General features: G+C 41.9%; 21 protein-coding genes. 1 reads left to right on the top strand and 20 read right to left on the bottom strand.

Annotation, left to right across the window (positions count from 1 at the left end; translation table 11 throughout):
- Window positions 1-53: 53 nt before the first annotated feature.
- The 6 genes from PTI45_RS12260 to PTI45_RS12235 form a co-directional block, all read right to left on the bottom strand.
- Window positions 54-1,244: a phosphopentomutase gene (locus tag PTI45_RS12260; RefSeq protein ID WP_069327878.1), complete on the bottom strand. Its 1,191-nt coding sequence runs from the start codon at window positions 1,242-1,244 to the stop codon at window positions 54-56.
- Between the two features lie 28 nt (window positions 1,245-1,272).
- On the bottom strand, window positions 1,273-2,172 hold the full coding sequence (xerD, locus tag PTI45_RS12255) for a site-specific tyrosine recombinase XerD (protein WP_069327877.1): 900 nt from the start codon (window positions 2,170-2,172) through the stop codon (window positions 1,273-1,275).
- A gap of 90 nt (window positions 2,173-2,262) precedes the next feature.
- Window positions 2,263-2,736 (bottom strand): ferric iron uptake transcriptional regulator, encoded by a 474-nt coding sequence (fur, locus tag PTI45_RS12250; RefSeq protein ID WP_069327876.1) that lies wholly within the window; start codon window positions 2,734-2,736, stop codon window positions 2,263-2,265.
- Between the two features lie 142 nt (window positions 2,737-2,878).
- The gene (locus tag PTI45_RS12245) at window positions 2,879-4,078 is read right to left on the bottom strand and encodes an endonuclease Q family protein (protein WP_069327875.1); all 1,200 of its coding nucleotides are present in this window, start codon (window positions 4,076-4,078) and stop codon (window positions 2,879-2,881) included.
- Window positions 4,075-4,635 (bottom strand): NUDIX hydrolase, encoded by a 561-nt coding sequence (locus PTI45_RS12240; protein WP_083243505.1) that lies wholly within the window; start codon window positions 4,633-4,635, stop codon window positions 4,075-4,077. The genes PTI45_RS12245 and PTI45_RS12240 overlap by 4 nt, the downstream gene beginning before the upstream one ends.
- 44 nt (window positions 4,636-4,679) lie before the next feature.
- Window positions 4,680-5,819, bottom strand: coding sequence for a M20/M25/M40 family metallo-hydrolase (locus PTI45_RS12235; RefSeq protein WP_069327873.1), 1,140 nt, complete (start codon window positions 5,817-5,819; stop codon window positions 4,680-4,682).
- Window positions 5,820-5,958: 139 nt separating this feature from the next.
- Here PTI45_RS12235 and prli42 point away from each other — a divergent pair, with 139 nt between their 5' ends.
- Complete coding sequence (gene prli42 / locus PTI45_RS23910) at window positions 5,959-6,054, top strand: stressosome-associated protein Prli42 (RefSeq protein ID WP_137220660.1); 96 nt, start codon at window positions 5,959-5,961, stop codon at window positions 6,052-6,054.
- On the opposite strand, the gene lipB is transcribed toward prli42, so the two are convergent.
- From lipB to PTI45_RS12165, 14 genes are all read right to left on the bottom strand, one after another.
- A complete protein-coding gene (gene lipB / locus PTI45_RS12230) occupies window positions 6,049-6,741 on the bottom strand; it encodes a lipoyl(octanoyl) transferase LipB (RefSeq protein ID WP_069327872.1) in 693 nt (230 codons plus the stop codon). The genes prli42 and lipB overlap by 6 nt on opposite strands.
- A gap of 75 nt (window positions 6,742-6,816) precedes the next feature.
- Window positions 6,817-8,286: a dihydrolipoamide acetyltransferase family protein gene (locus PTI45_RS12225; RefSeq protein ID WP_069327871.1), complete on the bottom strand. Its 1,470-nt coding sequence runs from the start codon at window positions 8,284-8,286 to the stop codon at window positions 6,817-6,819.
- A 100-nt stretch (window positions 8,287-8,386) separates the two neighbouring features.
- A complete protein-coding gene (locus PTI45_RS12220) occupies window positions 8,387-9,373 on the bottom strand; it encodes an alpha-ketoacid dehydrogenase subunit beta (RefSeq protein ID WP_069327870.1) in 987 nt (328 codons plus the stop codon).
- On the bottom strand, window positions 9,373-10,401 hold the full coding sequence (locus PTI45_RS12215) for a thiamine pyrophosphate-dependent dehydrogenase E1 component subunit alpha (protein WP_069327869.1): 1,029 nt from the start codon (window positions 10,399-10,401) through the stop codon (window positions 9,373-9,375). Before PTI45_RS12215 ends, PTI45_RS12220 begins: the two co-directional genes overlap by 1 nt.
- A gap of 311 nt (window positions 10,402-10,712) precedes the next feature.
- Window positions 10,713-12,137, bottom strand: coding sequence for a dihydrolipoyl dehydrogenase (gene lpdA, locus PTI45_RS12210; protein WP_069327868.1), 1,425 nt, complete (start codon window positions 12,135-12,137; stop codon window positions 10,713-10,715).
- 184 nt (window positions 12,138-12,321) lie between these two features.
- Window positions 12,322-12,537, bottom strand: a complete 216-nt coding sequence (locus PTI45_RS12205; protein ID WP_069327867.1) for a hypothetical protein — start codon at window positions 12,535-12,537, stop codon at window positions 12,322-12,324.
- A 232-nt stretch (window positions 12,538-12,769) separates the two neighbouring features.
- On the bottom strand, window positions 12,770-13,987 hold the full coding sequence (locus tag PTI45_RS12200; protein ID WP_069327866.1) for a glycoside hydrolase family protein: 1,218 nt from the start codon (window positions 13,985-13,987) through the stop codon (window positions 12,770-12,772).
- Window positions 13,984-15,594 (bottom strand): response regulator transcription factor, encoded by a 1,611-nt coding sequence (locus tag PTI45_RS12195; protein ID WP_175425176.1) that lies wholly within the window; start codon window positions 15,592-15,594, stop codon window positions 13,984-13,986. Before PTI45_RS12195 ends, PTI45_RS12200 begins: the two co-directional genes overlap by 4 nt.
- A gap of 58 nt (window positions 15,595-15,652) precedes the next feature.
- Complete coding sequence (locus PTI45_RS12190) at window positions 15,653-17,488, bottom strand: cache domain-containing sensor histidine kinase (protein WP_175425175.1); 1,836 nt, start codon at window positions 17,486-17,488, stop codon at window positions 15,653-15,655.
- 524 nt (window positions 17,489-18,012) lie between these two features.
- Window positions 18,013-19,332: an ABC transporter substrate-binding protein gene (locus tag PTI45_RS12185; protein ID WP_069327863.1), complete on the bottom strand. Its 1,320-nt coding sequence runs from the start codon at window positions 19,330-19,332 to the stop codon at window positions 18,013-18,015.
- Between the two features lie 46 nt (window positions 19,333-19,378).
- Complete coding sequence (locus PTI45_RS12180; RefSeq protein WP_069327984.1) at window positions 19,379-20,167, bottom strand: carbohydrate ABC transporter permease; 789 nt, start codon at window positions 20,165-20,167, stop codon at window positions 19,379-19,381.
- Between the two features lie 122 nt (window positions 20,168-20,289).
- Window positions 20,290-21,222, bottom strand: coding sequence for a carbohydrate ABC transporter permease (locus tag PTI45_RS12175; protein ID WP_069327862.1), 933 nt, complete (start codon window positions 21,220-21,222; stop codon window positions 20,290-20,292).
- Between the two features lie 302 nt (window positions 21,223-21,524).
- The gene (locus tag PTI45_RS12170; RefSeq protein WP_139129247.1) at window positions 21,525-23,492 is read right to left on the bottom strand and encodes a glycosyl hydrolase; all 1,968 of its coding nucleotides are present in this window, start codon (window positions 23,490-23,492) and stop codon (window positions 21,525-21,527) included.
- Window positions 23,493-23,599: 107 nt separating this feature from the next.
- Window positions 23,600-25,594, bottom strand: coding sequence for a heparinase II/III domain-containing protein (locus PTI45_RS12165; protein ID WP_083243502.1), 1,995 nt, complete (start codon window positions 25,592-25,594; stop codon window positions 23,600-23,602).
- Window positions 25,595-25,691 lie beyond the last annotated feature (97 nt).

Here is a 25,691-nt window from a genome sequence, read left to right as displayed (position 1 = left end):
TGAATATCTATGCTATATAAAATGAATATCTTAAATCCGTAGTCAGATCAATCTTACTTTAATTTATCTAAAAAGCTTTCACCGTGCAATGGACCACCTGTTCTAAAATTATCTGCGATCGTTGCACCGATATCACTGTACGTCGCCCGGATGCCTAGATCAACAGACTGTTGTAGTGATGGACTGTAGACTAACAAAGGGACATACTCGCGTGTATGATCGGTTCCTTTGTGTACCGGATCATTCCCATGATCTGCGGTAATAATCAGCAAATCTTGTTCACCGATAGTAGATAATATATCAGGTAACGCTTGATCGAATTGTTCCAGTGCTTTGGCATATCCTAGTGGATCACGACGATGTCCATATAACGAATCAAAATCAATCAGATTGGTGAACAATAATCCGTTAAAATCTTGACGTAACACGTCCATCGTCACTTGAATTCCATTTTCATTACCACGGGTAGGATGGGTAGCTGTAATCCCATGCCCTGAGAAAATATCATTGATTTTGCCAACAGAAATAACATCGTATCCAAAATTCTGCAATGTATTCAATACCGTAGGTTCAGGTGGATTGACAGCAAAATCACGACGGTTCGCTGTCCGTACAAATTGCCCAGGCGCTCCGCGATAAGGACGTGCAATAATACGTGCTACCGAATGTTCAGGCGACATCGTAAGTTGACGTGCTATCTTACATGCTTCATACAGTTTATTCAGTGGAATAATATCTTCATGAGCCGCAATCTGCATCACACTGTCAGCAGAGGTATAAATGATCCATGCTCCACTTTTCATCTGTTCTTCCCCGTATTGTTCAATCATATCTAACCCTGCACCTGATTTGTTACCGATTACACGTCTACCGGTAAGCTTCTCTAGCTCAGTGATGAGATCCTGAGGGAACCCGTGTGGATACGTATTAAAAGGAGAACTGATTTGCAAGCCCATCATTTCCCAGTGGCCGGTCATCGTATCTTTGCCAATAGAGGTCTGTGCCAGTTTACCATAAGAAGCTTGTGGGTGTTCTGCTGGCTCAAGGGGGGCCAAAGACGTAATATTCGCCAACCCCAATTGTTGCAAATGAGGAATCTGGATCTCTGGAACTTGTTCCAAAATATGACCTAATGTATGTGCACCTTTATCACCAAACTTCGATGCATCAGGTAATTCGCCAATTCCTACGCTATCCATCACGATAACGCTAATTCGTTTAAAACGTGTGTCTGATTGTGTCATGATCAATGCCTCCTTATTCGATGATGAATCAGGTTACATTGGCACGCGGATGATGAGCTTCATACACATCTTTCATATTCTTCTTGGATACCTGTGTGTAAATCTGAGTTGTGGAAATATCAGCATGTCCTAACATTTCTTGTACCGAACGCAAATCGGCTCCACTCTCTAACAGATGGGTCGCAAAAGAATGACGCAATGTATGAGGTGTAATATCTGCCTCAATCCCAGCTTCACGAGCATACTTTTTGATCATTTTCCAAAAGCCTTGTCGTGTAAGTCTTGTGCCAAGCTGATTCACAAAGAGTGCCAGTTCTTCAGGATGATTACGAATGAGTTGCTGACGACCCTGTTCTATATATTCACCTACACGCTTCACGGTGACTCCTGTAATCGGAATAATCCGTTCTTTGCCTGCATTATTCGCACAGCGTAAAAACTTCAAATCCAGACGCACATCGTCCACATTGATCGAAATCAGTTCAGAAACGCGTATCCCTGTAGCATATAACAATTCCAGCATCGCACGATCACGTCGACCTTGCGGTGATTGGCGATCAGGTGCATCAATCAAATGTCCGACTTGTTCAATCGTCATCACATTCGGTAGACGCTTTTCTGCTTTGGGCGCTTCCATATGTATTGAAGGATCTTGCTGAATCATGCCCTGTCTCACCAGATACTGGCAGAATGAACGGATCGAAACAGTCATCCTTGTAATCGTGGATGATGCTTTGCCCATCTGTCTCATTTCTCCTAGAAAAAGGGCGATATGTGTTTTACGAATTTGATCGGGTAATTGCAAATCACGTTGTCTAGCAAATTCCAGAAATTGATTCAAATCTCGTCGATACGATTCTAATGTATTTCGAGATAATGCTTTTTCTTCCGTCAAATAGCGGATAAATGTCTCTAAATGTTCATTCATCAGAAATCAGGTCCCTTCATAGGAATGGTTACGGCAAAAAGACTCTCTCCCGAACAGCCAAATATCGGGCGAGAGTCTCTGGTATCCATTTTAGTTGTCAGGTTTTTCGTCTTTGTTGATATCGTTTTTGTCTTTACAACGATAACAAATTCCGTAAAAATCGAGTCTGTGGTCCAGAACCGTGAAATCGAATTCTTTATCCAATCGTTCTTCTAGTGGTCCTAGCCAATCTTCGCGGATCTCATCCATACTTCCGCATTGCACGCATATAAGATGATGATGATGGTGCTTGCTGGTGTCGGTACGCAAATCATAACGCGCTACACCGTCACCGAAGTTGATTTTTTCCACGACATGCAGTTCACTCAGAAGTTCAAGGGTACGGTAAACAGTGGCAAGACCGATTTCGGGAGCTTTCTGCTTCACTAACATGAAGACATCCTCTGCACTTAGATGATCTTCTTCATTCTCAAGAAGCACTCGAACGGTGGCTTCCCGCTGGGGCGTTAATTTATAACCTTTGGATTGTAATTGCTGTTTAATCTTATCGATCCGTGCTTCCATTCTATACCTCCCCCTGTGGAAATCACTGCATCGTGTAAATGCTCACTTCTATTATTATAGGGGGAATTCTTTGACAAAGTCAAACTTTTTAGAACACGTGTGTTTGCTTCCAATTCAAAGCAAATCCCTGATTTTGTAACGTCTATATTCTGTTCTCTGGCTTCGCCATAACTTTGCCATATGTTCCGCCGCCACCTGAGCTTAACTGTAGTTCTCCGTTTCTTGCTTGTACAATCAACAAAGCAATTTCAGCACCTACGATATCTGTTAATTGCTCTATAGAAGTCTGATGTAAGATATTCATCTCTGTACCGTATTCTGCAAGCAAACGGTTCATCTTAGCAGGCCCTAGCCCTGGAATAAACGACAATGGCACCTGATAATGATACGGTGGACGATGAGCATTCACAACAGGTTGCTCACGATCGGCAATCTGTAGAATCCGATCCATCACACCTATAGTAAGCTTGGTACTACCGCAATAAGGACAACGCTCAATTGCAGGAGAAGCATCATCTATAATACTGTTACAGTTGGTACAATACGTACGATGGTATTTACCAAGTCTAGGATCAAGTCCGTAATTAGCCATAACATGGCGACCGTTTTCTCCCCGAAGTACAGCCACCCATTCATCAAAGCTTGCTTCACGCATCGCAAAAAGGTTGTATTCACGTCCAATTTTGCCAAGCGAGTGAGCATCTGAATTGGTAAGTAACGGATACGGATCAAGTTCACTAATATAACTGGACATTGTCGTATCTGCACTTAGTCCCAGTTCTCCACCATCGATGCTATTCAAGTCCAATACTTCACTCATCTGCGCTACGGTACTTCCATAGATGCCTTTATGCGGAGTAAACATATGAGCAGGCATAAAAATACCATTTCGTTGTTTGACTTGCTCTTGCAGTTCCTGAAAAGACACATGTAGACGTTGAGAGCTTAATTGAACATTTTTCATATGCTTGCTCATCCATTGACTAAAGTCCGTGATTGTGGCTAGATCGCGAAAATAAACCAGCACATGAGCTTCATGATAACCCGGCTCACGTATCTCGATTTCTGAACCGAGTAGAATGGTAGTATCTTGATAACGAATGCCCCCACCAGCGATTTCAACCATTTCACCGCTGGCAATATAGTTACGAATATCTTGTTGTACTCCAGGTGAATGACAATCGATAATTCCTGTTAATCCGATTCCTTTGCGTTCTGAAGATTCTTTGGCGATATTAGCAAAAGTCAGATTACGGCTACCACTGATCTTCACCGGTTGTCCATCTTCACTTCTACCGATATGAATATGAAGATCAGCATAGATCGATTGCAATTCACTCACAGACTAGGTTTTCCTGTAACTTTGATCAGATGCCAAGCTTGTACCGCCATAATCGTCTTCGCATCGCTAATATGTCCTTCACGAATCTGTTCATATGCTTCTTCAAGTGTAATCTCGGTCACTTCTAGAAATTCATCGTCATCTGGATTTAGCTCACCTGCTTGTAGATCTTCAGCAAGATAGAGATGGATAATCTCATCCGCAAAGCCGGGCGATGTATAAAAAGAATTCAACAAAGTCACTTGCTCACAGCGATATCCTGTTTCTTCTTCCAGTTCACGCTTGATGGCTTCCTCTGGCTGTTCCCCTTTTTCCAATTTGCCAGCAGGAACTTCCACTTCGGTACGACCGAGTGCTTGACGATACTGCTCTACTACAAGCATACGATCGTTATGAATAGCCAGTACTGCTACCGCTCCTGGATGGCGAACAATCTCGCGCTTACTCGTATTTCCATTTGGAAGTTCTACAGTATCCACTTGTAAAGATATGACTTTCCCTTCAAAAATCGATTCGGTGGATAATGTAATCTCGTCTAAAGCTTTATTCGCTGTCATCTCAATTCCTCCACGTATCATTTATCGTTGAATGCTATATCGTCTTATTTCCACTTCGTTAACTGGGATGTTTCACGTACAATTTCAGTTACTAGATGTGCCGCACGTACTAATTCGTCTTTATGAATACGCTCATCTGTTGTATGAATAAATTCATAACCGACCGCTAGATTGGCTGTTGGAATTCCAAAGCTATTGAAGATATTAGCGTCACTGCCTCCACCGGTATGGAAAATATCATTCGGTACACCTAATTTACTTGCGGCACGTTGCGCCAATTGAACAACAGCATCATCTTCTGTAAATTTGAAGCCCGGATATACAATCACACTTTGAAATTTACCTGTAGCGCCAAAATCTGCACATGTATTTTCAAGCGATGCTTTCATCGCTGCTAACTGTACTACTACTTTTTCGTGCACCAGACTGCGTGCTTCTGCTTCCAAGCGTGCATAGTCGCAGATAACATTGGTCGCTTCGCCGCCTTCGAATTTACCAATATTCGCAGTCGTCTCGTGATCGATTCGTCCTAATTTCATTCGTGAAATCGCTTTGCCTGCCACTTGGATCGCACTAATGCCATCTTCAGGATTGACACCTGCATGAGCTGATTTGCCGAAAATCTCCATCACGATACGTGCTTGCGTAGGCGCAGCAACCGCAATCGTTCCCACTGTTCCGTTAGAATCCAGCGCATAACCGAAATCTGCATCCACGAGAGAGGAATCCATAGAACGTGCGCCCATCAGACCGGATTCTTCACCTGCGGTAATAATCAACTGAATCTGACCATGCTCTATATTTTGTTCTTTTAACACTCGAATCATTTCAAAAAGAGCAGCGATGCCTGCTTTGTCATCTGCTCCTAAAATGGTATCCGTTGAGCTGGTAATATAACCTTCTGCATCCATCACAGGCACGATTCCAATACCCGGTTTTACCGTATCCATATGAGAAGTAAAAAATAATTTAGGAATAGATTTATCAGTATTAGCCGGTAGTGTCGCAATCAAGTTACCTGCGGCATGTCCTGTTTTGGCAGCTGATTCGTCTTCAATAACGGTAAAGCCAAGTGCAATTAGCTTTTCTGTCAAACGATCTGCGATTGCACGCTCTTGTTTAGTTTCACTATCTATTTGTACAAGTTCTTTAAATTCTTCAATTAAACGGGATTCAGATATCACAATATTCGCTCCTTTGAGTTTACGTAAATATACACATATTGCAGTGACTCCTTTTGCAAAATAGCCTTATAATCGGTATGATGAAGAGAATGGGTTCTGTTGACCGATCCCTATTTTATAGACATAAAGGAGTACACTTATGGAAAAGAAAAAATGGTTCAAAGTCTTTATTTATATCATGTTGATTGCAATGGTCGGTTCTACTTTACTGATGGTCATTCAACCGTTTTTATAAGAATAATGGTTCTTCCGGCTGTGCATACTCAAAATGGCGCATAAAATGTGGCAATATCTCCTGTGCCACTTGCTCAACGGTAAAAGTACGGCCGGTAATATCTTCAAGCGAAGTCACTCCATATTGTTCAATGCCACAAGGAACAATACCGCTAAACCCTTCATTTTGAATCCCCGAAGAAATATTAAACGCAAATCCATGACTGGTAACAAACCCTTTACGATGACGACATTTGTTAAATTTAATGCCTATCGCCGCGATTTTGAGATCACCAATCCATACGCCTGTATATTCTTCTTTGCGTCCGGCTTCAATGCCTTGTTCTGCTAAATAATCAATAATCACCTGTTCCAATGTTCTCAGATATCGGTGTGGATCTATGCCTTTGGCGGCATCCAGTAACAGAATCGGATAACCGACTAACTGTCCAGGGCCATGGTATGTAATATCACCGCCTCGATCAATCTGAAACAGTGTAATGCCTCGCTTTGCCAGCTCTTCTTCGTTCCATAACAAATGCTCTGGATGACGCTGAGAGCCAATAGTATACGTCGGTGGATGCTGAAGAAGCAGAAGGTGTTCCTCTTGCTCACCGGTATCAACCCCGCGAACAATCTCCTTCTGCTTCTCCCACGCTTGCGCGTAATCCATCGAGGGCGTATAGGAGACTTGAATGAATTTACTCATATGCAGACACGTCCCTTCCCTGATGACTATTCTATTGTTGTGTACCTTTTATCTTAATTTACCGTATTCAAGTGCTTAATACAACTTTGTATCGGTATTATAACTTTCCAAATTATCTTTAACGCGTTGTAAGAAACGTCCGCAGATGACACCATCGAGAATACGATGATCTAAAGACAGACATAGATTAGCCATCGAGCGAACAGCAATCATATCGTTAATCACAACTGGTTTTTTGACAATCGATTCAAAGGTCAAAATCGCTGCTTGTGGATAGTTAATAATCGGATACGACAGAATCGAACCAAATGAACCTGTATTATTAACCGTAAATGTACCGCCTTGCATATCGTCCAATTTGAGCTTGCCATCACGAGTACGGCGTGCCAAATCTTCTACTTCATGCGCAAGACCTGCGATATTTTTTTGATCCGCTTTGTGAATAACCGGTGTCATGACTGAATCTTCTGTACCTACAGCAAGCGCAATATTGATATCGCGTTTGACGATAATTTTATCCACTGCCCAGACAGAGTTCATAATCGGATAATCTTTAATTGCGTTCACAACGGCTTTGAGCAAGAACGATAGATACGTTAAGTTAATACCTTCTTTACGCTTGAACTCATCTTTTACTTTGTTGCGCAGCATCACGAGGTTCGTTACATCGACTTCAATCATTGTCCATGCATGAGGAATCTCGGATACACTTTGGCGCATATTACGTGCAATCGCATTACGAAGTGGCGTGACATTGATCAAATGTTCACTTTGACCTAATTGATTCGCCTGATCTTCTTCCATCACGATCTTAGCAATAGCTGGTGTCTCTGATAAATGAATACCTGAATGACGCACTTGATATTCTGTGGAAGCCGCAGGCATACTTGCCGCTGTCGGTGCAGTCGTATTACTTGGTGTTGAAGGTGCTTGTTGGGCTGCATTGCTATTATTGGATGCTGATGCTACAGGATCATGAGCAGTTCCATTTTCTAATGCTTTGAGTACATCACGACGAGTCACACGTCCACCTGCGCCTGTACCTTGAATACCAGATAGATTCACTCCATGTTCAGCAGCAAGAGACTGTACAGCAGGGGAATAGCGTCCACTCATCGATCCATTTCCAGATTCAGCAGAACGTGGAGCAGAACCAGCAGGACGTGTTGATGCTACAGGTGACGAAGATGGTGTCGTAGCAGGTGTAGCTACTGTCTCAGCAGGTAGATCATCATGCACTGTAATTTCTGGTGAAGCGGGTGCAATATGGTCGGTACCTGCTGATGGAGCTTGTTCGGTAATGATCTGACAGATCACTTCGCCCACTGCTACTTCTTGACCTTCTAATGCTATAATATCGCCCATAATTCCTTCTAATACAGAAGGAATCTCAGCATTTACTTTATCGGTAATGACTTCACAGATCGGTTCATATTGATCTACAGATTCACCAGGCTGTTTGAGCCATTTGGCAATCGTTGCAGATACGAGAGATTCCGCAAGTTGTGGCATAACCACATCTGTCGGATTTCCTTTTGCAGACATATGATTTCACTCCTAAAGGATTAGATATTTTGCTATGCAAACATCTTTTCACATTTTGTATAGATACGCTAGATATCAATCCGCGCTATCGTTGTTTATTTTAAAATAAAGCAAGATCACGCATAGCGACTTTGACTTTATCTTTGTTGAGCATAAAGAACTTTTCTTGAGGTGGGTTAATTGGCATCGGTGGTGTGTCTGGCCCTGCAAGGCGACGAATCGGCGCATCCAGATCGAATAGACATTCTTCCGCAATAATCGCTGCTACTTCTCCGCCTACACCGCCTGTCAAATTATCTTCATGCACGATCAATACTTTACCTGTATGACGAGCTGCATCAATAATCGCTTGGCGATCCAATGGCTGAATCGTACGTAGATCCAGAACATGGCTAGTAATGCCTTCTTCTTGTTCTAACTCTTCTGCCGCTTGCATAATAAAGTGTAACGGTAAGCTATAGCTGATGACAGTAATATCATCGCCTGAACGTAGCAGATTCGCTTCACCGATCGGCACCACATAATCATCATCAGGTACATCACCTTTGATCAATTTGTAACATTTTTTATTTTCAAAAAAGAGTACTGGATCAGGATCGCGGACAGCGGCTTTCAGTAGACCTTTAGCATCATACGCTGAATAAGGGGCTACAATCTTCAAACCTGCTGTACCAAAAAATACCGACTCCATACATTGTGAATGATACAGACCACCGAATACACCGCCACCAATAGGGGCACGGACAACGATCGGACAACTCCAGTCATTGTTAGAACGGTAACGAATCTTCGCTGCTTCACTAATAATTTGATTGGTTGCTGGCAACATAAAGTCTGAATACTGCATTTCAGCAATAGGTTTCATGCCGTACATTGCCGCTCCAATCGCAACCCCTGCAATCGCAGATTCTGCAAGCGGAGTATCCAATACACGGTCTTCGCCAAATTGTTCTTGTAACCCTTTGGTCGTGGTAAATACTCCACCTTTAAGCCCTACATCTTCTCCTAAAACAAATACGTTATCATCCAGCGCCATTTCTTCTTTCATCGCTAGACGAATGGCATCAATATATTCCATCATCGCCATTACTGATTACCCTCCTCATCGCCTGCAAACACATGCAGTAATGTATCTTCAGCACGCGGATAAGGGGCATTGTCCGCATATTCCGTAGCTTCTTTCATGATTTGAACGTATTCTTTGCTTAGTTCTGCATCTTGCTCTTCACTCCAAATACCGCAGTCGATCAGGTATTTTTTATAACGAGGCAAGCTATCTTTTTTCCAATTCTCATCGACTTCTTCTTGAGTACGATAAGCTAGATCATTATCTGATGTAGAGTGTGGGGAAAGGCGATATAACATCGCTTCAATCAATGTAGGACCTTCACCGTTGATCGCACGCTCACGCGCTTCTTTGGTCACACGGTACACTTCTAACACATCGTTACCATCCACTTGTACACCCGGGAATCCGTAACCCAGTGCACGATCACTAATTTTACCACTGATCTGCTTATGTGCAGGTACAGAGATCGCGTACTGGTTATTTTGACACATCATAATCACTGGCAATTTATGTACGCCAGCAAAGTTACAGCCTTCATGGAAATCACCTTGGTTACTTGAACCTTCGCCAAACGTGACAAAAGAAACCAACTTTTTCTTTTTCATTTTGGCGGCAAGTGCTACGCCGACTGCATGAGGAACTTGCGTGGTTACCGGGCTGGAACCTGTCACAATACGTAGACGTTTGCTACCAAAGTGACCTGGCATTTGTCGTCCACCACTATTCGGATCTTCCGCTTTGGCAAATGCAGACAACATCAATTCGCGTGCTGTCATACCGACAGACAGAACGAATCCATAATCACGATAATACGGTAAAAAATAATCTTCTTCCCGATCAAGAGCAAATGCAGCACCGACTTGCGCTGCTTCGTGTCCAACACCGGATACGTGGAAATTGATCTTACCTGCACGTTGTAGTAAATGACAACGTTCGTCGAACTTACGTGCTAAAAGCATATATTTGTACATCTCGATCGCTTGAGCGTCGGTCAATCCAATTTGTTCATGTCTAGTTTGTTGGTCAATAGTACCTTCCGCTTTCATAGCAGGTACCTCCTTAAAATTAGACAAGCTCTGTATTAGAGATGGCTTGTCATTTTGATAAAAATAGAAGATTGTACAATATGCATCCGTCACTACAACAACCTTGATCAGTTATTTTAAGCTACTGGAACAGATTATTCAACAATCGGATAATGAAGCTTCAAGTATAGGTTAGTGCTTGTCTTAAAACCTGGTACTAAGACTTGAGCCTAAACCTATTATAATCACATCCCGGGCAAAAAGAAAAGACGGATTTCTCCATCTTCGCTTATGCATCGTTGTATATAGGGTCAAAAAGAATAAAAATCAGACTACATTCCGAGCGCTTTGCCATCTACAGCTAACATTGCTTCGCCTAAAATTTCAGCAAGTGTTGGATGAGCATGTACAGTCTGAGCCACTTCCCACGGCGTTGCATTCAGGAATTGTGCTAATGCCGCTTCACTGATCAAGTCTGTGGCTTGTGGTCCAATAATCTGAACACCTAATAAATCATCGGTATTGCGATCTGCAATGACTTTCACAAAACCGTCACTTTCTCCGTAGACCAATGCTTTACCGATCGCTTTGAAAGGAAACTTGCCTACTTTGACATCGATTCCTTGAGTGGTAGCTTCTTGTTCTGTGATGCCTGTACTTGCGACTTCTGGACGTGTATACACGCAACGAGACACTTGGAGCGGATTATAATGGACTTCTTCTCCGCAGATATGATTGACTGCGGCAATGCCTTCATGACTTGCAGCATGAGCCAATTGCAGTCCTCCAATCACATCACCGATTGCATAAATATGAGATTCTGTCGTTTGCATTTTGCTGTTTACTTTGATAAATCCGTTCACAATCTGTACATCGGTATTCGCAAGTCCGATACTTTCAGCATTCGCTTGACGACCGATCGATACGAATACTTTCGATACCTTTAACACATGCTCTTGTTCTTGATGACGAATCGTAATCGATAGCTCCTGTTGATCCGCTGCTGGCGCATATGTATCTGTTAACAGGGTGGCATCCGTATAGATCGTTACACCACGTTGTTCTAACAATTTGCGTAATTCGCGAGCGACTTCTTGATCTTCCGCAGGCAGAATTTGAGGAGCGGCTTCAACCACTGTAATCTTCACGCCAAAATCATTTAACATTGAAGCCCATTCCATTCCGATCACACCACCGCCAACAATCAGCATGGATTCAGGTAAAGATTCCAATTGAAGTGCATGATCACTATTGAGGATCAATTGACCATCTGCTTCTAGACCTGGAAGTACACGAGGACGTGATCCTGTAGCGATAATCAGATTTTTGGAAACGACCGTTTCCATTTCGCCATCTTCATATTCCACAGCCACTGCCCCACTTTGCGGAGAAAAGATCGATGGGCCTATAACGCGCCCTTTACCTTGTACCACTTTGATTTTATTTTTACGCATCAAATACTGTACGCCTTGATGCAATTGATCGACAATACCTTGTTTGCGAGCCTGTACTTTGGCAAATTGTAATGTAATATTTTCAGCGGCTATACCGTAATCTTCACTGTCTTGCATCAATGCATAGACTTCTGCACTACGCAGTAAGCTTTTGCTTGGAATACACCCACGATGCAGGCAAGTTCCGCCTAATTTATCCTGTTCGATGATGACTACTTCTTTACCTAATTGAGCAGCACGAATAGCAGCGACATAACCGCCTGTTCCTCCACCTAGTATTGCGATATCACAATTAATTGTCATGGTTAATAGTCACTCTCTTTTCTATATAAGTACAATCTTTATCATTAAGTAGGCTTGACCTGTCATACTTACACATACTCTAAGCCACAGGTAACAGTGATCATCTATAATGTATGGTCTGATTTAAGGCACGTCTATTCTACCATATCTTGAGCATTGTTAACATGTAGGGTGTAAAGGTAGCTTATTCGTACAACGCATCACGTAAACGACTAGACATTTTCGGTTGTTGTGCATTCGCTTTAAGAAGTGCTGTACGCAGGCGTTTATTTTCAGCTGAAACGGTCTGTAATGTATGCAATAATTGTTCAATTAAAGGAGTATCTGCTGCTGTCCATTCTGATCGTGTTAATAACTCATTTAATTGTTGTTCCAAAACTGTACGTTCTTCTTCCGTCATGATGATTCTCCTCTGTCATACATTATTATTCATCATTGTGTATACCTATTACGTTTGATTTATTTTTAAAATATGATGTTATGGTAACAGCAACAAACCGGGCAACAGTATGCGCCCGGTTCAATAGTAAGTTACAGAAATGCGAATTAGGTACGCTAACCATACCTTTTATAGTTCCACAAATGATCATAATCGTCAATCTATTTACGTGACTACTAGATAGATCATACTCTTAATAAGCATCGGGTGTAAATAACCCTTGCTTGCCTTGAAGCTTCACTAACGCTTCTGCAAAAAAGTAATCTCCATAAATAATCGAGACATTCAAATATTTCTGCTCTGGATAATGCACGGTTCCTTTGGCAATTAATCCTTCGCCACCTATTTCTTTCGAGGAAAATTGTTCATACAATCCTTGCACGATCAATTCACCTGCGCGCTGATAAAACGATTGTTCATTTTCCGGTACATGACGAGCCAATTCTAACAATCCACTAGCGGCGATTGCTGCGGCGGATGAATCCCATGCAATACGATGTTCATCCGGTGCTCGAAAATCCCAAAAAGGTACAATCTCTTCGCCTAATTCAGTCAGAAAAAATTGTGCTGTTTGTTTGGCAATATCCAGATACCGTTGTTCTCCTGTATAGGCATAAGATAACGTAAACCCGTGAAGCGCCCAAGCGGTTCCTCTAGCCCATGCTGAACCTGGCGCAAACCCTTGTCCACCATGTTCTTTCAACTTTTCCCCTGTCCAAGGATCAAATTCAACTGCATGACAAATCGAATGATCTTCCCGCACAAATTCTTTGGCTACAGTATCTGCATGTTCCATAGCAAGTGCTTGATAACGAGGGTCTCCTGTTTCTTTGGATGCCCAATATAACAAAGGAAGGTTCATCATACTATCTATAATTGCCACTCCACGTGTATCCATCAAAGGGGAACCAAAATTCCATGCCCGAATATAACGACCACGTACATTATACCTTGCTGCTAAAAGATTAGCCGCTAACAATCCACGACGACGTGATTCTGTGTTACCTGACAATCGGTAATGGGCAACACCGCTAAGTAACCATGTGAATCCAAGATCATGATCGACTTTTTCAGGATCATGAAGACATTGTTCCAGTTGTACTTCACAACTTTCCGCCCAGGATGATAAGGCGCTACTTCGCTCTGTAGCCTGTTCGCCAGTAGACATTTCTTTAGCGTAGGCTGAATCTGCTTCTGTGGCTAACGTTAATGACGAAGGTGTCGATTGAACTAACCATAACAATCCCGGCCAAAAGCCTGCTGTCCACCACTCTGCTTCTCTACGATCATATTCACCTTGTTCAGCAACATGGGGAAAATGGTCTTGAATCGCTTGTGCGGTGGTGGATGTTTGTTGAACGACCCAATTCCATGCTTCACTTTGCCAGTGAGTAGGTGCTGTTGTATTCATATCGTATCCCCTTTGCTTTTGACAGGAGTATGTCCTGTATACAATTTGTATAGCTTCAGAAAATAGCTTTTGTACTGATAGCCTAACATCTGTGATACTTCATCTACCGTTCCATTGCCTGCGGTAATCCATTCTTTGGCACGTTGCATTTTGACCCGTGTCGCATATTCAATAAACGTCTCACCTGTTTCTTTTTTGAACAAACGGCTGAAATAACTGGCATTCAAATGTAAATGTTCAGCCACTTCTTCTAACTTCACCAGACGATTCATATGTTGTTCGACATAGTTACGCGCATGAATAATTTCTGAACGACAATTGGCCTGTAAAGTCCAATCACGTGATAGCACTGCCAGCGCTCCAAAACGGATATTCATCCATTCAGTCAATTCATGGATATGACGAATATGTCCCATTTCACGATGTAATTCTTCTACAGAAAACGCAAACGGTCGCTCATGCAATTGCTGTTGCTTCAATTGCCAGTCAATCGCTAATTTGAGCATAAATGTTTTGACCGTTTCGGGATGATACCGTTCTTGCTTTAAGCGCTCAATCCAGTTGTTAATCCAGAGGTTAATTTCTCCATCTGGCAATAATGCAAGTGCTAATGATTCTGCTGCTGTTCCATAATTAGCAAACAGATCACTTTCTTTTTGAAAATCTAAACGATGCGTAGAATCACATAATGTAGAAGGTGGTAAATAAAAATAACGATCTGCTTGCGCTTGTAATTGAATCGCATCGTTCATGGCTTCTTGCCAGTGCAGTGTCTTCGAACCACATACCGTCACAATCTCGGCTTTGGCAAATTTCTGCACACTATAAATCAACTGGTACATCACTTCATGCACAATCATTTCTTGTTGCGCACCTGAACGAACAGGCAAAGCAAACCAGACAAATCCTTCACCAGGACTTTTACTTAAATGCACTGCTGTTCCTGAATGTTCTACAATTTCTTCAACGATATTTTCAACGGTAAATGAAAGCAAATCCAGATCATGGAATCGCTGTTTGCGTTCTTCATTGGCTGTTACGGTGTAATAGACCGGCAGAATCATTTTACCGCGCGTATCCAATCCAAAATGAGTCAATCGCTGAATACCATACTCTGGGTCTTGAATACTGCCTGACAGCAATTCACTGGTAAATTTGCGCTTAATTAAGAGCCGATGTCGCAAATGATCTTCTTGTAGACGTTGATGTTCACTGGAATGCGATTGTGCTTGATCCAGACGTTGCCGAATCTGCTCCAGAATAGGTACTAATTGATCTGCTGTTAGATTTTCTTTGAGCAAATAATCTTGTACTCCTAACTTTACCGCCTGCTGAGCATAGGCAAATTCTCCATGACACGAAATAATGACCGACATCAGCGATTGTTGTGTCTGCTTGAGTGAAGCAATCAATTGAATACCGTCTATCTTGGGCATTCCGATATCGGTAATTAATACATCTGGAGCATGTTGCTGTCCATAAGTAAGCGCTTCCTCTGGATCGCTGAAAGAACCTGCTAATTGAAAGCCAAGTTGCTCCCACGGTACAGCACGAGACAAATAATGAAGTACGGGCATGCTATCATCGACCAGTATGACACTATACATCATCATAAACCTCCTTTACTCTTACCATATAAAATACTATTCCTGCTATGGATCAATTCTATTGTCTATGTGGCAATCCGATCTTAATTTCTGTGCCTTCACCAGGATGACTTTCTATGTGTACTTGTACCGAAGAACCATAGATCATTTGCAGACGGCGTATTACATTCGTCAGACCAATTCCTGAAATAGCAGGTACAGGTGGTGAGCTTGATTGGTGTTCTAACGGGATTGAATCAGATGATGCTGTTTCGGATAAATCAGTATGTGTAGATTCTGATCGTGATAAAGGATGTAGAGCATATTCTATGTTTGGTTTTTGAATCTGATCAATCACTTGTTGTACAGCTTGCAAACGTTCTGCATTCATACCTTCTCCGCTATCACGAATACTGATCCAGATATATGGATCTTCCAACCAAGATTGTATCCACAAAATACCGCCATACTTCGATAACCCATGATGGTAAGCGTTCTCAACAAGCGGTTGAACGATAAATCGAGGTACGAATTTGTCGATTGTATCTGGCGATACTTCCATGTCTAAGTGCACTTTCACTTCTCGCTGAAAATCAACTAGACGAATATAATGTTGTACGGTTTCCATTTCTTCTTGAAGCGAAATACATTCGTTGCCTCGATTGACAGTCATTCGTAGTAAAGAAGAAAGTGAACCCAATAATACAGCGGCGTCTTCAGAACCTTTTAACAACAGATCCATCCGAATCGCTCCCAAAATATTAAATAAAAAATGAGGGTTAATCTGTGCTTGTAGCATTTCTAGTTCTGCTTTGCGACGTTCACTTTGTTCGCGTTCGATCTGGATAATCATCTCTTCGACACGGTCTAACATGGCATCGAGCGATTGACCGAGCACACCAGCTTCATCTTCTCCTCGAATACCAGAGCGAATACTGAGATTATCATTATCAATTTTGCGGACGACCTGCGTTAATTTGACAATCGGACGGGTTAGACGAGCAATCCCCAGCACTAATAAAATCAGGAATACGATCAATACCGCCATCTGTACAAAATTCGTCACTTGATAGATTCGGTTAATCTTTTCAGCAGCAACGCCATAAGGCACTAATCCTTCCAATCTCCATCCAGCCACAGACATATCTCTTTCCAGTTCTAGAATCCCTTCTTGTGGATGATACAGTTGACTAAAATCATTACCGATCATCTGGCTATTCGGATGAGAAATAATCTGATTATCTTCGCCTACGATCATCATTTGAATGGTAGAATCGTACTTATTCAGTACCGCTTTAAGTTGTTCTTCATTCATACTAACAATCACATAACCATAGACTTTGCCTGATAACAAGCGTAAACTGCGAGCCACTGAGAGCATGTGAGTGGTTGGTTCGTCTTTGGATTGCAGATACGATGGATGTAGCAAAAAGTTAAGCTTACCCCCTGTGATAAATGTACCGCTATGGGTCAGTTGATGGATATCCAACTTATCCAGCTGGTATTGATCTGACTGGAAATTGCTATAGATCATTTTACCATTTCCTGTCCAGACCGAGATATAGACTTGTTCTCCTGCATAAGAAAGATTATCTAGTTTCTTGGTCACATCCGAAGCTTCAGTCTGTCCTACATAGATACCACTACGTCGATATTTGAGTGCTAGATTGAGTTCTTGATCCAAGTACAGATAGTTGGAAATATAGATCAGGCGATTGATCTGATCGGTTAAATACAGATTCGCTGCATCCAGTGAATTGCCTGCATTCTGCAAAACGTTTTCTTTCATCATGTCTTTGGTCAGCCAACTGGATAACATTGTGCCTGCGCCGATCGTTAACAGCAAGCAACAGGCCACGGAGGCAATCAGCTTGCCCCTTAGTGAAGTATGCCAGATTCTCCTCCATGCCTTCATGCTCATATGACCTTTCGTTTTGGATTAAAAGTTTAGATCAAAAATGGAATGGGGCTTTGGGGCATCATCCGCTGCGGCAGAGGTATTGTCCTTGTCATCGCTGGTGAACAAAAATACCTTGATTGACCGCTGGCGGTCGGTATTTTTATTCAAAGGCGATCGCTTCGCTTTTTCAGGACAATTCCTTTGCCTTCGCTCCGTGCTCCCTAGCCACCACTCTATTTCTTGATGTAAAGCTTTCTTAATTTGGGGTAGCCGTGTTAGTGCTAAAAGAATTAGTTGGTTTGTTTTACAAGAATATTGGTTTTGTAGTGATTAAAGTATGGTTTGATAGTGATTGGGATTTCTTTGTTGTAGCTTTAGTATAGAGTTTTTGGTTATTACATAAGAATATTTTAGATGAATTAGTATGATCTTATTTTAGTTGGTATACGGGCTTGTTTTATAGTTTAGGAATTTTTATTTCTTTTCGTTTTGGTTTATGATTTTCGGCTTAGTGTCATTCTTTAATAGAGGCTATCGAATTAGCTTTTGTTAGCGTCTATGATTTGTTGGACAATGGCTTTGGCGTTGGTGATGGTGGTGTCGATGTCTTGTTTTTGTAAGATATATTTTTCGAATTCAGCGTTTACTTCTTGTTCGATTTCGCTCAGGTATGGAACAGCTGGCGCTTTGTTAATGCCTTTGCTGACTTTGAAGGTGTAGATGAGTGAGTCTAGATCGACATTTTCTGGATGTGTACCGTTATTGATAATACTTTCTAGTGCTTTACTAACATCTGCTTTTTGCCAAGAGGAGATATCTGTTCCTTGTGCTTGAATACCTTCTGTTGTCATCCAGCGGATAAATTGCATAGATGCGTCTTGTTTGTCTGATCCTGCACCTATTCCATAGTAATCATAATCATTGCTTGAATAGATTTCTTTGGTATCTGCGTTATTTTTAGGGTAAGGTGCTACAGCGACTTTGAAGTCAGGTGCAGATTCTTTGCTTCCTGCGATATTGGAGTTCATCCAGCTTCCCATAACTAACATGCTGGCTGATCCACCTAGAAATTGATCACGATAATTTAATTTTTGTGAAATCGCATCGCTATATGGAACGGCTGAATGATCTTCGTGTTCTGCTTGATAACGCAGTTCGAAAGATGCACGGAAGTTAGGGTCGTCCATGTTGGATGTACCGTCTGCTTTGAGATAGCTATTATTTTCAGGTTGATTCAATAGTTCAAGTAACGTCTGAGATGCCCATGTATGGAAGTATACACCATAGTAGCTATGATCCGGTGCTGTCAATTTTTTGGCATATTCACGGAATTCATCCCATGTCCAATCGGTAGGTACTTTTAAGCCTGCTTTATCCAGACGATCTTTGTTGAGCAATACATACGTAATCGCACGTTTACCCGGTAATGCGTAACGTTTGCCATCGACTGCGAAGTCAGCTAAGTATTCATCTTCATATTTAAAATCAATCAAATCGTCCAGTGGTGCAAACATGCCCATATCCACACGTTGAGCGTACGTATTCGCATTATTGACCATCACCACATCAATAGGATCGCCCGAACCTGCGGCAAGGTCTAACTTTTTGATATATTCATCGGTATCACTTTTTTCAGATAAACCTACATATTCAACTTCGATATTTGGATTCTTTTTTTGCCATGCGGCATAGACATCATCCCAGTGGAATTGATCTTTGGTATACCATGTGTAAAATGTGATTTTGGTTTTGCCATCTGCTGTTGTGGCACTTTCTTTGGCTTGTCCACAGCCTGCGAGTATTAATAGTAGACAACAACTCATGATGACCATCGATTTCCATTTTAGATTCAGCTTCATTATAATCCCCCTTAGGATATATACATTTGATATAAATGAATAACAGTTACCCTTTCACGCCACCGAGTGCAATTCCACCGATAACATGTTTTTGTGCTAATAAAAAGACGATCAGTAAAGGTAAAATCGCCGAGCATGTGCCTGCCATAATCAGTGAGTAGTATTCGCCTGTAGCATCGGCAAAGCGGTTAATACCTAATTGAACTGTAAATAATTCAGGGGAACGTAGGAAGATCAATGGTGCTTGATAATCATTCCATGTCCAGATAAATCGTAAAATGGCATAAGTTGCAATAAAAGGCTGGACTAAAGGCAAAGCAATTTGAGCGAAAATACGTGCATGCCCTGCTCCATCGATCTTGGCAGACTCGATAAATTCACTATGAATCGACATAAATGCTTGTCGTAACATAAATGTACCAAGCGCACTGAACGATTCAAGCAGTACCAATCCGATATGCGTATCGAACAATCCTAGACTGCGATACATAATAAATTGAGGCACTAATACCGCTTGCCCTGGAATCATAAACGTAAGTAACACGATAATAAATAATGTATCCCGACCTCGAAAATTAATTTTGGAAAAAGCATAGGCTGCCATCGCTGAAGTGATTACTGAGATAAGGATAGTCATCACCGAGACTTTGATCGAGTTCCAGTAATACAGCATAAATGGTGGATCACCGAACCATACGGCACGATAATTTTCGACTACATTCCATGTATGCGGAATCCATTGAACCGGATATTTGAATACATCGGCTTCTGGCTTAAATGATGCTGATAACATCCAGATAAAAGGTAGTAAAAAGATAATCCCTATCACCAGCATGATAACGGTTACAATTATTTTCGTCAAAGACAGCTTGGCTCTTTTGGGACGATGTAATGATGATACATTTGGAGCTGAAATCGGATGTTCCAACAGCTACACCTCCTTATAGATCCTATTCATTAGTAGTTGACCCATTTTTTCTGACCCCAGAATTGAATACCGGTAATCAGTAAAATAACAGCAAACAGAAATACCGATTCTGCGGCGGCATAACCCATTTTCAAATTCACAAATGCTTGATCATAAATTTCATATACCATCACATTGGTTGACTTGGCAGGTCCGCCCTGCGTAAGAACAGCAATTAGATCAAATGTTTTGAACGAGTAAATGATACCGGTAATCAATAAGAAAAACGTAGTCGGTGATAACATCGGTACGGTAATGGAGCGAAACTTACGCCATGATGATGCACCATCAATATCAGCCGCTTCATACAGATCTTTCGGAATCGATTGTAACCCTGCGAGATAGACCACCATATTGAAGCCAATCGATGTCCAGACCGTAATCATCATAATCGATGGTAATGCATACGTAGGATCGGCTAACCATTTCGGCGGATTGGTGACACCCAGCGACATTAAGAAACCATTTACAGGGCCTTGAGAAGGATGAAATAAAATCTGAAATACTATCGCTACAGCTACAACACTTGAGATATACGGCATAAAATAAATGATTTTGAAAAAGCTTTTAAAATACACTTTCTCATCGACTACAATAGCGATCACCAGTGAAAATAATAGAGTGAACGGAACCGCTAATAACAATTTGATATTATTGAGCATAGAGACGAAGAATGATTTGTCTTGAAACAAATGACGGAAATTGTCTAGCCCTATCATTTCAACACCACGGAATCCTTGAATAAAGTTCCATTTGGTCAAACTAATAAAAAATAACGACACCATCGGGATCAGTATAAAAATAGTCAGTCCGATCAACATCGGTGCCGCAAATAGATACCCTGCAATCGTTTCTTTGGCTGTGGTTGATAGCCAGCTCTTGGACTGCGATGAGGCTGTAGATTGAGATGCAGAACGCTCCACGAGTCGTACCTCCTTGTAGAATAGTGCAACAGCCGCGGACTGTAGCCTTATTCGGTTAATATCTTATGTTCTAAGTGTATCGTGGAAAGCCTGATCATTTAAGACACAGAACTGACCTGTTTCCAAACAATTTTTACCTATTGTGGTTAAAATAATGTTTTGGGACGGTAGGATTGTTTGGTTAACATGCTCTACTGTTCTTATTGAAAATAAAAATAGACAACAAAAAATAGCCCGGTTATGCTACCCGAGCTATTTCTTTATCTTTTTATGCTGATCACGTTATGGATCATGACTCATTTCTACGGTAACCCGATTTCAAACGAAATGCGCTGACCTGGCGCTTCAATTCTCGCTCCGCGCAACAGACCATTCCGACTAGCCACTTGCTCTGCTTCTTGGGGAAAAGTAATCATCGAGTGCGGTGTTACAGGTACGATTCGTAATTGTTGTCCCCGATACGTCAGTATAATGACTTCGGTAGATTCTTGAGTAGCTGTTTCTATCACAGAAGATTCTTGTCCATCCGATTGAAATAACGGAATCCAAGCACCGATATGATCAATCTGTTGTGTGGATTGCTCGCTGTCTTGGTCATGCCCCACTTCATACGTGATTACGATATGCCCAGGAGACTGTTCATAGGTCGCTATCACATGGTCGATTCCTTGTAACGGCCCTTGCCACTTGATCACAAGATGACTACGATCCGAGGTGGTTGCTGACTCCGCAATCGTATACGAACCTCCACCATCCGATGGATCAACCCCTGCATCTCGATCGAATGGAAACACCGTTGGGAATCCTTCTGCTAGATGATGCCATACTTGATCCTGTGTATGCCATGCCGGCATATGGCTCAGCGGGAATATATCACCTATGGAAAACTCTGTAAATCCTTGATTCTGATGCCCTGAAGAAGAAGTGGCTAGATTCGCATGTAAGCCCGCTCGCTGAATACGGGCTACTCCCGGAATCATATATGGATCATTAAGTGCCGTATGGATCACCAGCTGCTGACCGGGTACAGAACTAAATACCGTTTCAAACCAACCATCTGCCTGAAGTGTACGGCTGCCTAGCTCTACTGGAATCGGATAAGGCATGATCTCCTCCGCCTGTTCATACCAGAGCGTATACGCCAGAGCGGCGGCTGTCCATAGATTGTAAGTCGTATGATTGCTGTATACTTCATATCCATGCCGCTCCTCTGCCGGGTAATGATTACGTACAATCTGTACATAACCATCAGGCATTTGCCATTTTGCGATTGCTTCCCATGTCAGATCTGCCGCATGACGAAATGCACCTGCCCACTGTACTTCTCCATCGGCATAAGCTTGTTGCGCTTGCATTGTGAAAATAAATGCGGCGGCGGCTTCATTCCATTGATGTTGTGCACTACGTCCTCTTGGGGGCAATTCTCCAAGTGGTGATAGAGTCAATAATGAACTTATCGCTCCATGTTGCAACTGAGTCTGTAGTTCAGATACAGTGGTTCCTTGATAACCGGATAACATCATCACACTTAAATGGTACCTTGTAGCAATATCGTAAGCGAATGGGCTATTCGGTCGATTTAGCGGACCATCTTCGTACCATCCTAATGAAGTGAATCGAGGCAGATGATATTGTTGCAAATAATCATCTATCCACGCGGTATCAGTAGGTGCTATTCCTTCGGCTTGTCGGATCACTTCTCCAGATAACATAATCGCATTCCAGTTAATCATTCGGTTAGGATTTTTCATTTTGCTCATTGTAAATAGATAGGTCTGTTCAGGCTCAATCGTAGCTAGCGATTGCTTCCATAATTCAGCTTGTTCTGGCAGTCTACTTTTCAAGATACGATAAGCACCCATAATCATAATAATAAAAAAGTCAGGATGTTGATCAGGTGTTCGCTCACTTACCAGTAACTCAATACTATGAGTCAAAGCTTTTGCCGCAGAGTCTAGTAAGTCTTCTCGCCCACTGCTCACCAGAACAGCCGCCGCCAGTGCGTACGAAGGTGTCGAATAATAACGTTCTGCTTCAGAATGGGGATCGATAATCGCTCCGTTATCTTGCTGATGAGTGGCATAATAATCTATCATTTGACTTAACATGTGTACTTTTCGCTCTTTCGTCCAATCTGAAGCTGGTAAAGGCTGACTCTGTTGCAATTGCTGTTCATAAGCGAGAGCTTCATTTGCCCAGCCATAAGAAGACGGATTCCATCGATTCCACTGTTTCAAAATAACCCCTTCTTTCGGTCTTTTGATGATCATGATTACGCTTACTTCATGAGTTCAGTGTAGCATCTTGTTTTCTCCGATACGATTCACAGATTTGACCGATTAAGCGACAATCTTGACTCTACTGCTACAAGCATAGATTAAAGAGGTCGGATCACAAATGGCAACTCCACTACTATATCCAACCATTCGGATTGTTGTGGCTTTACATCTTCTGATACAAGTTCTGATTGAGCTATATCTGGTCTAGATATACTCTGTTCTATAGAAGACAAATACTGAATAGATGTTCGATATAAGACTAGCGCTTGTCCTTCATGATCGACATGTTCGATCACTTCTACATTTACCTTATCCTGAGCATGCAAAAGATTCAGACACACTTCTGCTTTTCTTCCTTGCCAACGTACTTGATCTGCTTCGACTATCGGCTTAATTTTACTAATTAAACGTTCTATAATAGGTGTTGCTGTAGTATAGTTCTGATTTGAAAAGCTTGATGTATCCAAACTATTTTCATACGAAACAGAATGATTCTCGTCTAGATTGTTATTCTTATAGAAGCGAAATTGATCTATACAGTCTATCGTCACTTCTTCTTGACCGATCGGAACTTGCCAATCGAGACTACGTGTATATTGGTGCAACGACTGATGGTCATAAGCATGAGTCAGATCTACTTTCCATACCGCATATTCTTTCTCTTCTTCTTTCCATATCTGCGGTTCTACCACGCTAGCATAAGCTTCACGTCCACTTTGTTGTTCTTGTCCATCAATCTGTGGTACAGAATGTCCTGCTGACGAAATATTAAGAATCTGTTCTCGACCAGCTGCAAAATAAGCTTGTGTATACAGCCCTGCTCCAAGATCAGATAATATATTTTCTCCACCTGCATGAATAATAAAAGAACCTAGATCATTATGGTTATGCGGTTCATCGTTATGCCCACCTTTTGTGGCTAAAGCGACCGTGATTTGTGAATCTGGAAGTTCGCTTTTACAGATCATCCACTGGAGATCAGGAAAATATATACTTACATTGTTAAAAGGTGTTGGTACTACAGTAGATGCAAAATAACGCGGGTCTGCCCACAACACATTACGAATCAAATGCGCCCAACGGCGACAAGGATCATCCATCAGTCGATTCATTTGAAAAGGTAACGAATAATGATGCCCTGTCCATTCACTTAATCGAGATAATAATCCTGCTGGTAATATCTCTTCCTCATCACTATCCGAGAAATTAACAAATACACCTTCTGACAAATGGATATGCTCGGGAAAAGCCGCCATCTTCATCATCTTTGTAGATCTCAATCTCCATTCATGCTCTGGCTCATATCGAACAAGCATATCTACAAAATACGTATAATAACCGAATCCATACACCCAATACCCTAGTCCTTCTGCACACCCTCCATCTTCTCCATAACCAGATAGAAAATGATCCATAGCCCCAATCACTCGTTCCAGAATCTGCCCACGTACAGGATCATCTGATTTCAATAACAACAATGCCGCTATCCCACATCCTGATCCACAGACCGCTGACCAATTATGATCTGCTGTTTCCCATGTGAAAAGTTGCTCAGGATCACTCATCGGCTTAAATATCCGTCGCTGCACTTCGAGTTCTATCCGCTTCATTATGCGACTATCGAGCCGACCCTCGAATAAAGTATATAGTTCTGCTACCATGGCTACTGTCTCTGCTGCAAATAAATCTATTTCTTCCCATACGGCTCGCTCTGTACCTTCATTCGACGGAGGCAGATGCGCAGGCAAGCACCATGTGTACTCATTGCATATATCCCATAATGCTTCTTCCAATGCTTCTATGTAACAGGTCACATCATCGGTTGTATTCAAGCTGACAATAGCCAGTGCTCCAATACGTCCTCTTTTTTCAAAATAAAGTCGCTGGTACTCTTCACGTCCTCCATGATCAGCAAATTCACGAAATGCTTCAAAGGTCAGTACCGGAATAGGTGTAATCAATGCTTGATTGGCTAGATTCTGTAGCTCTCTCCACCATACTTCATAATCAGGATCTGTTAATGTATCTTGTAATCGTTGCTGTAAATGATCTACACCCCACGCAAACGTTGAAGCGTTGGCAGACATGCTCATTCAATTCACCTCATTGATATTGTGATTGTTGATTGTTGATTGTTTTGAAGATACCGCTTTCAACGATAAATGTATATCTATTATGAATTTTTCATAT

The sequence above is a fragment of the Paenibacillus nuruki genome (genome assembly GCF_001721045.1).
Classification (GTDB): Bacteria; Bacillota; Bacilli; order Paenibacillales; family Paenibacillaceae; genus Saccharibacillus; species Saccharibacillus nuruki.
The sequence above is the reverse complement of the archived record's forward strand: the minus strand, read 5'-3'. Positions and strand labels throughout refer to the sequence as shown.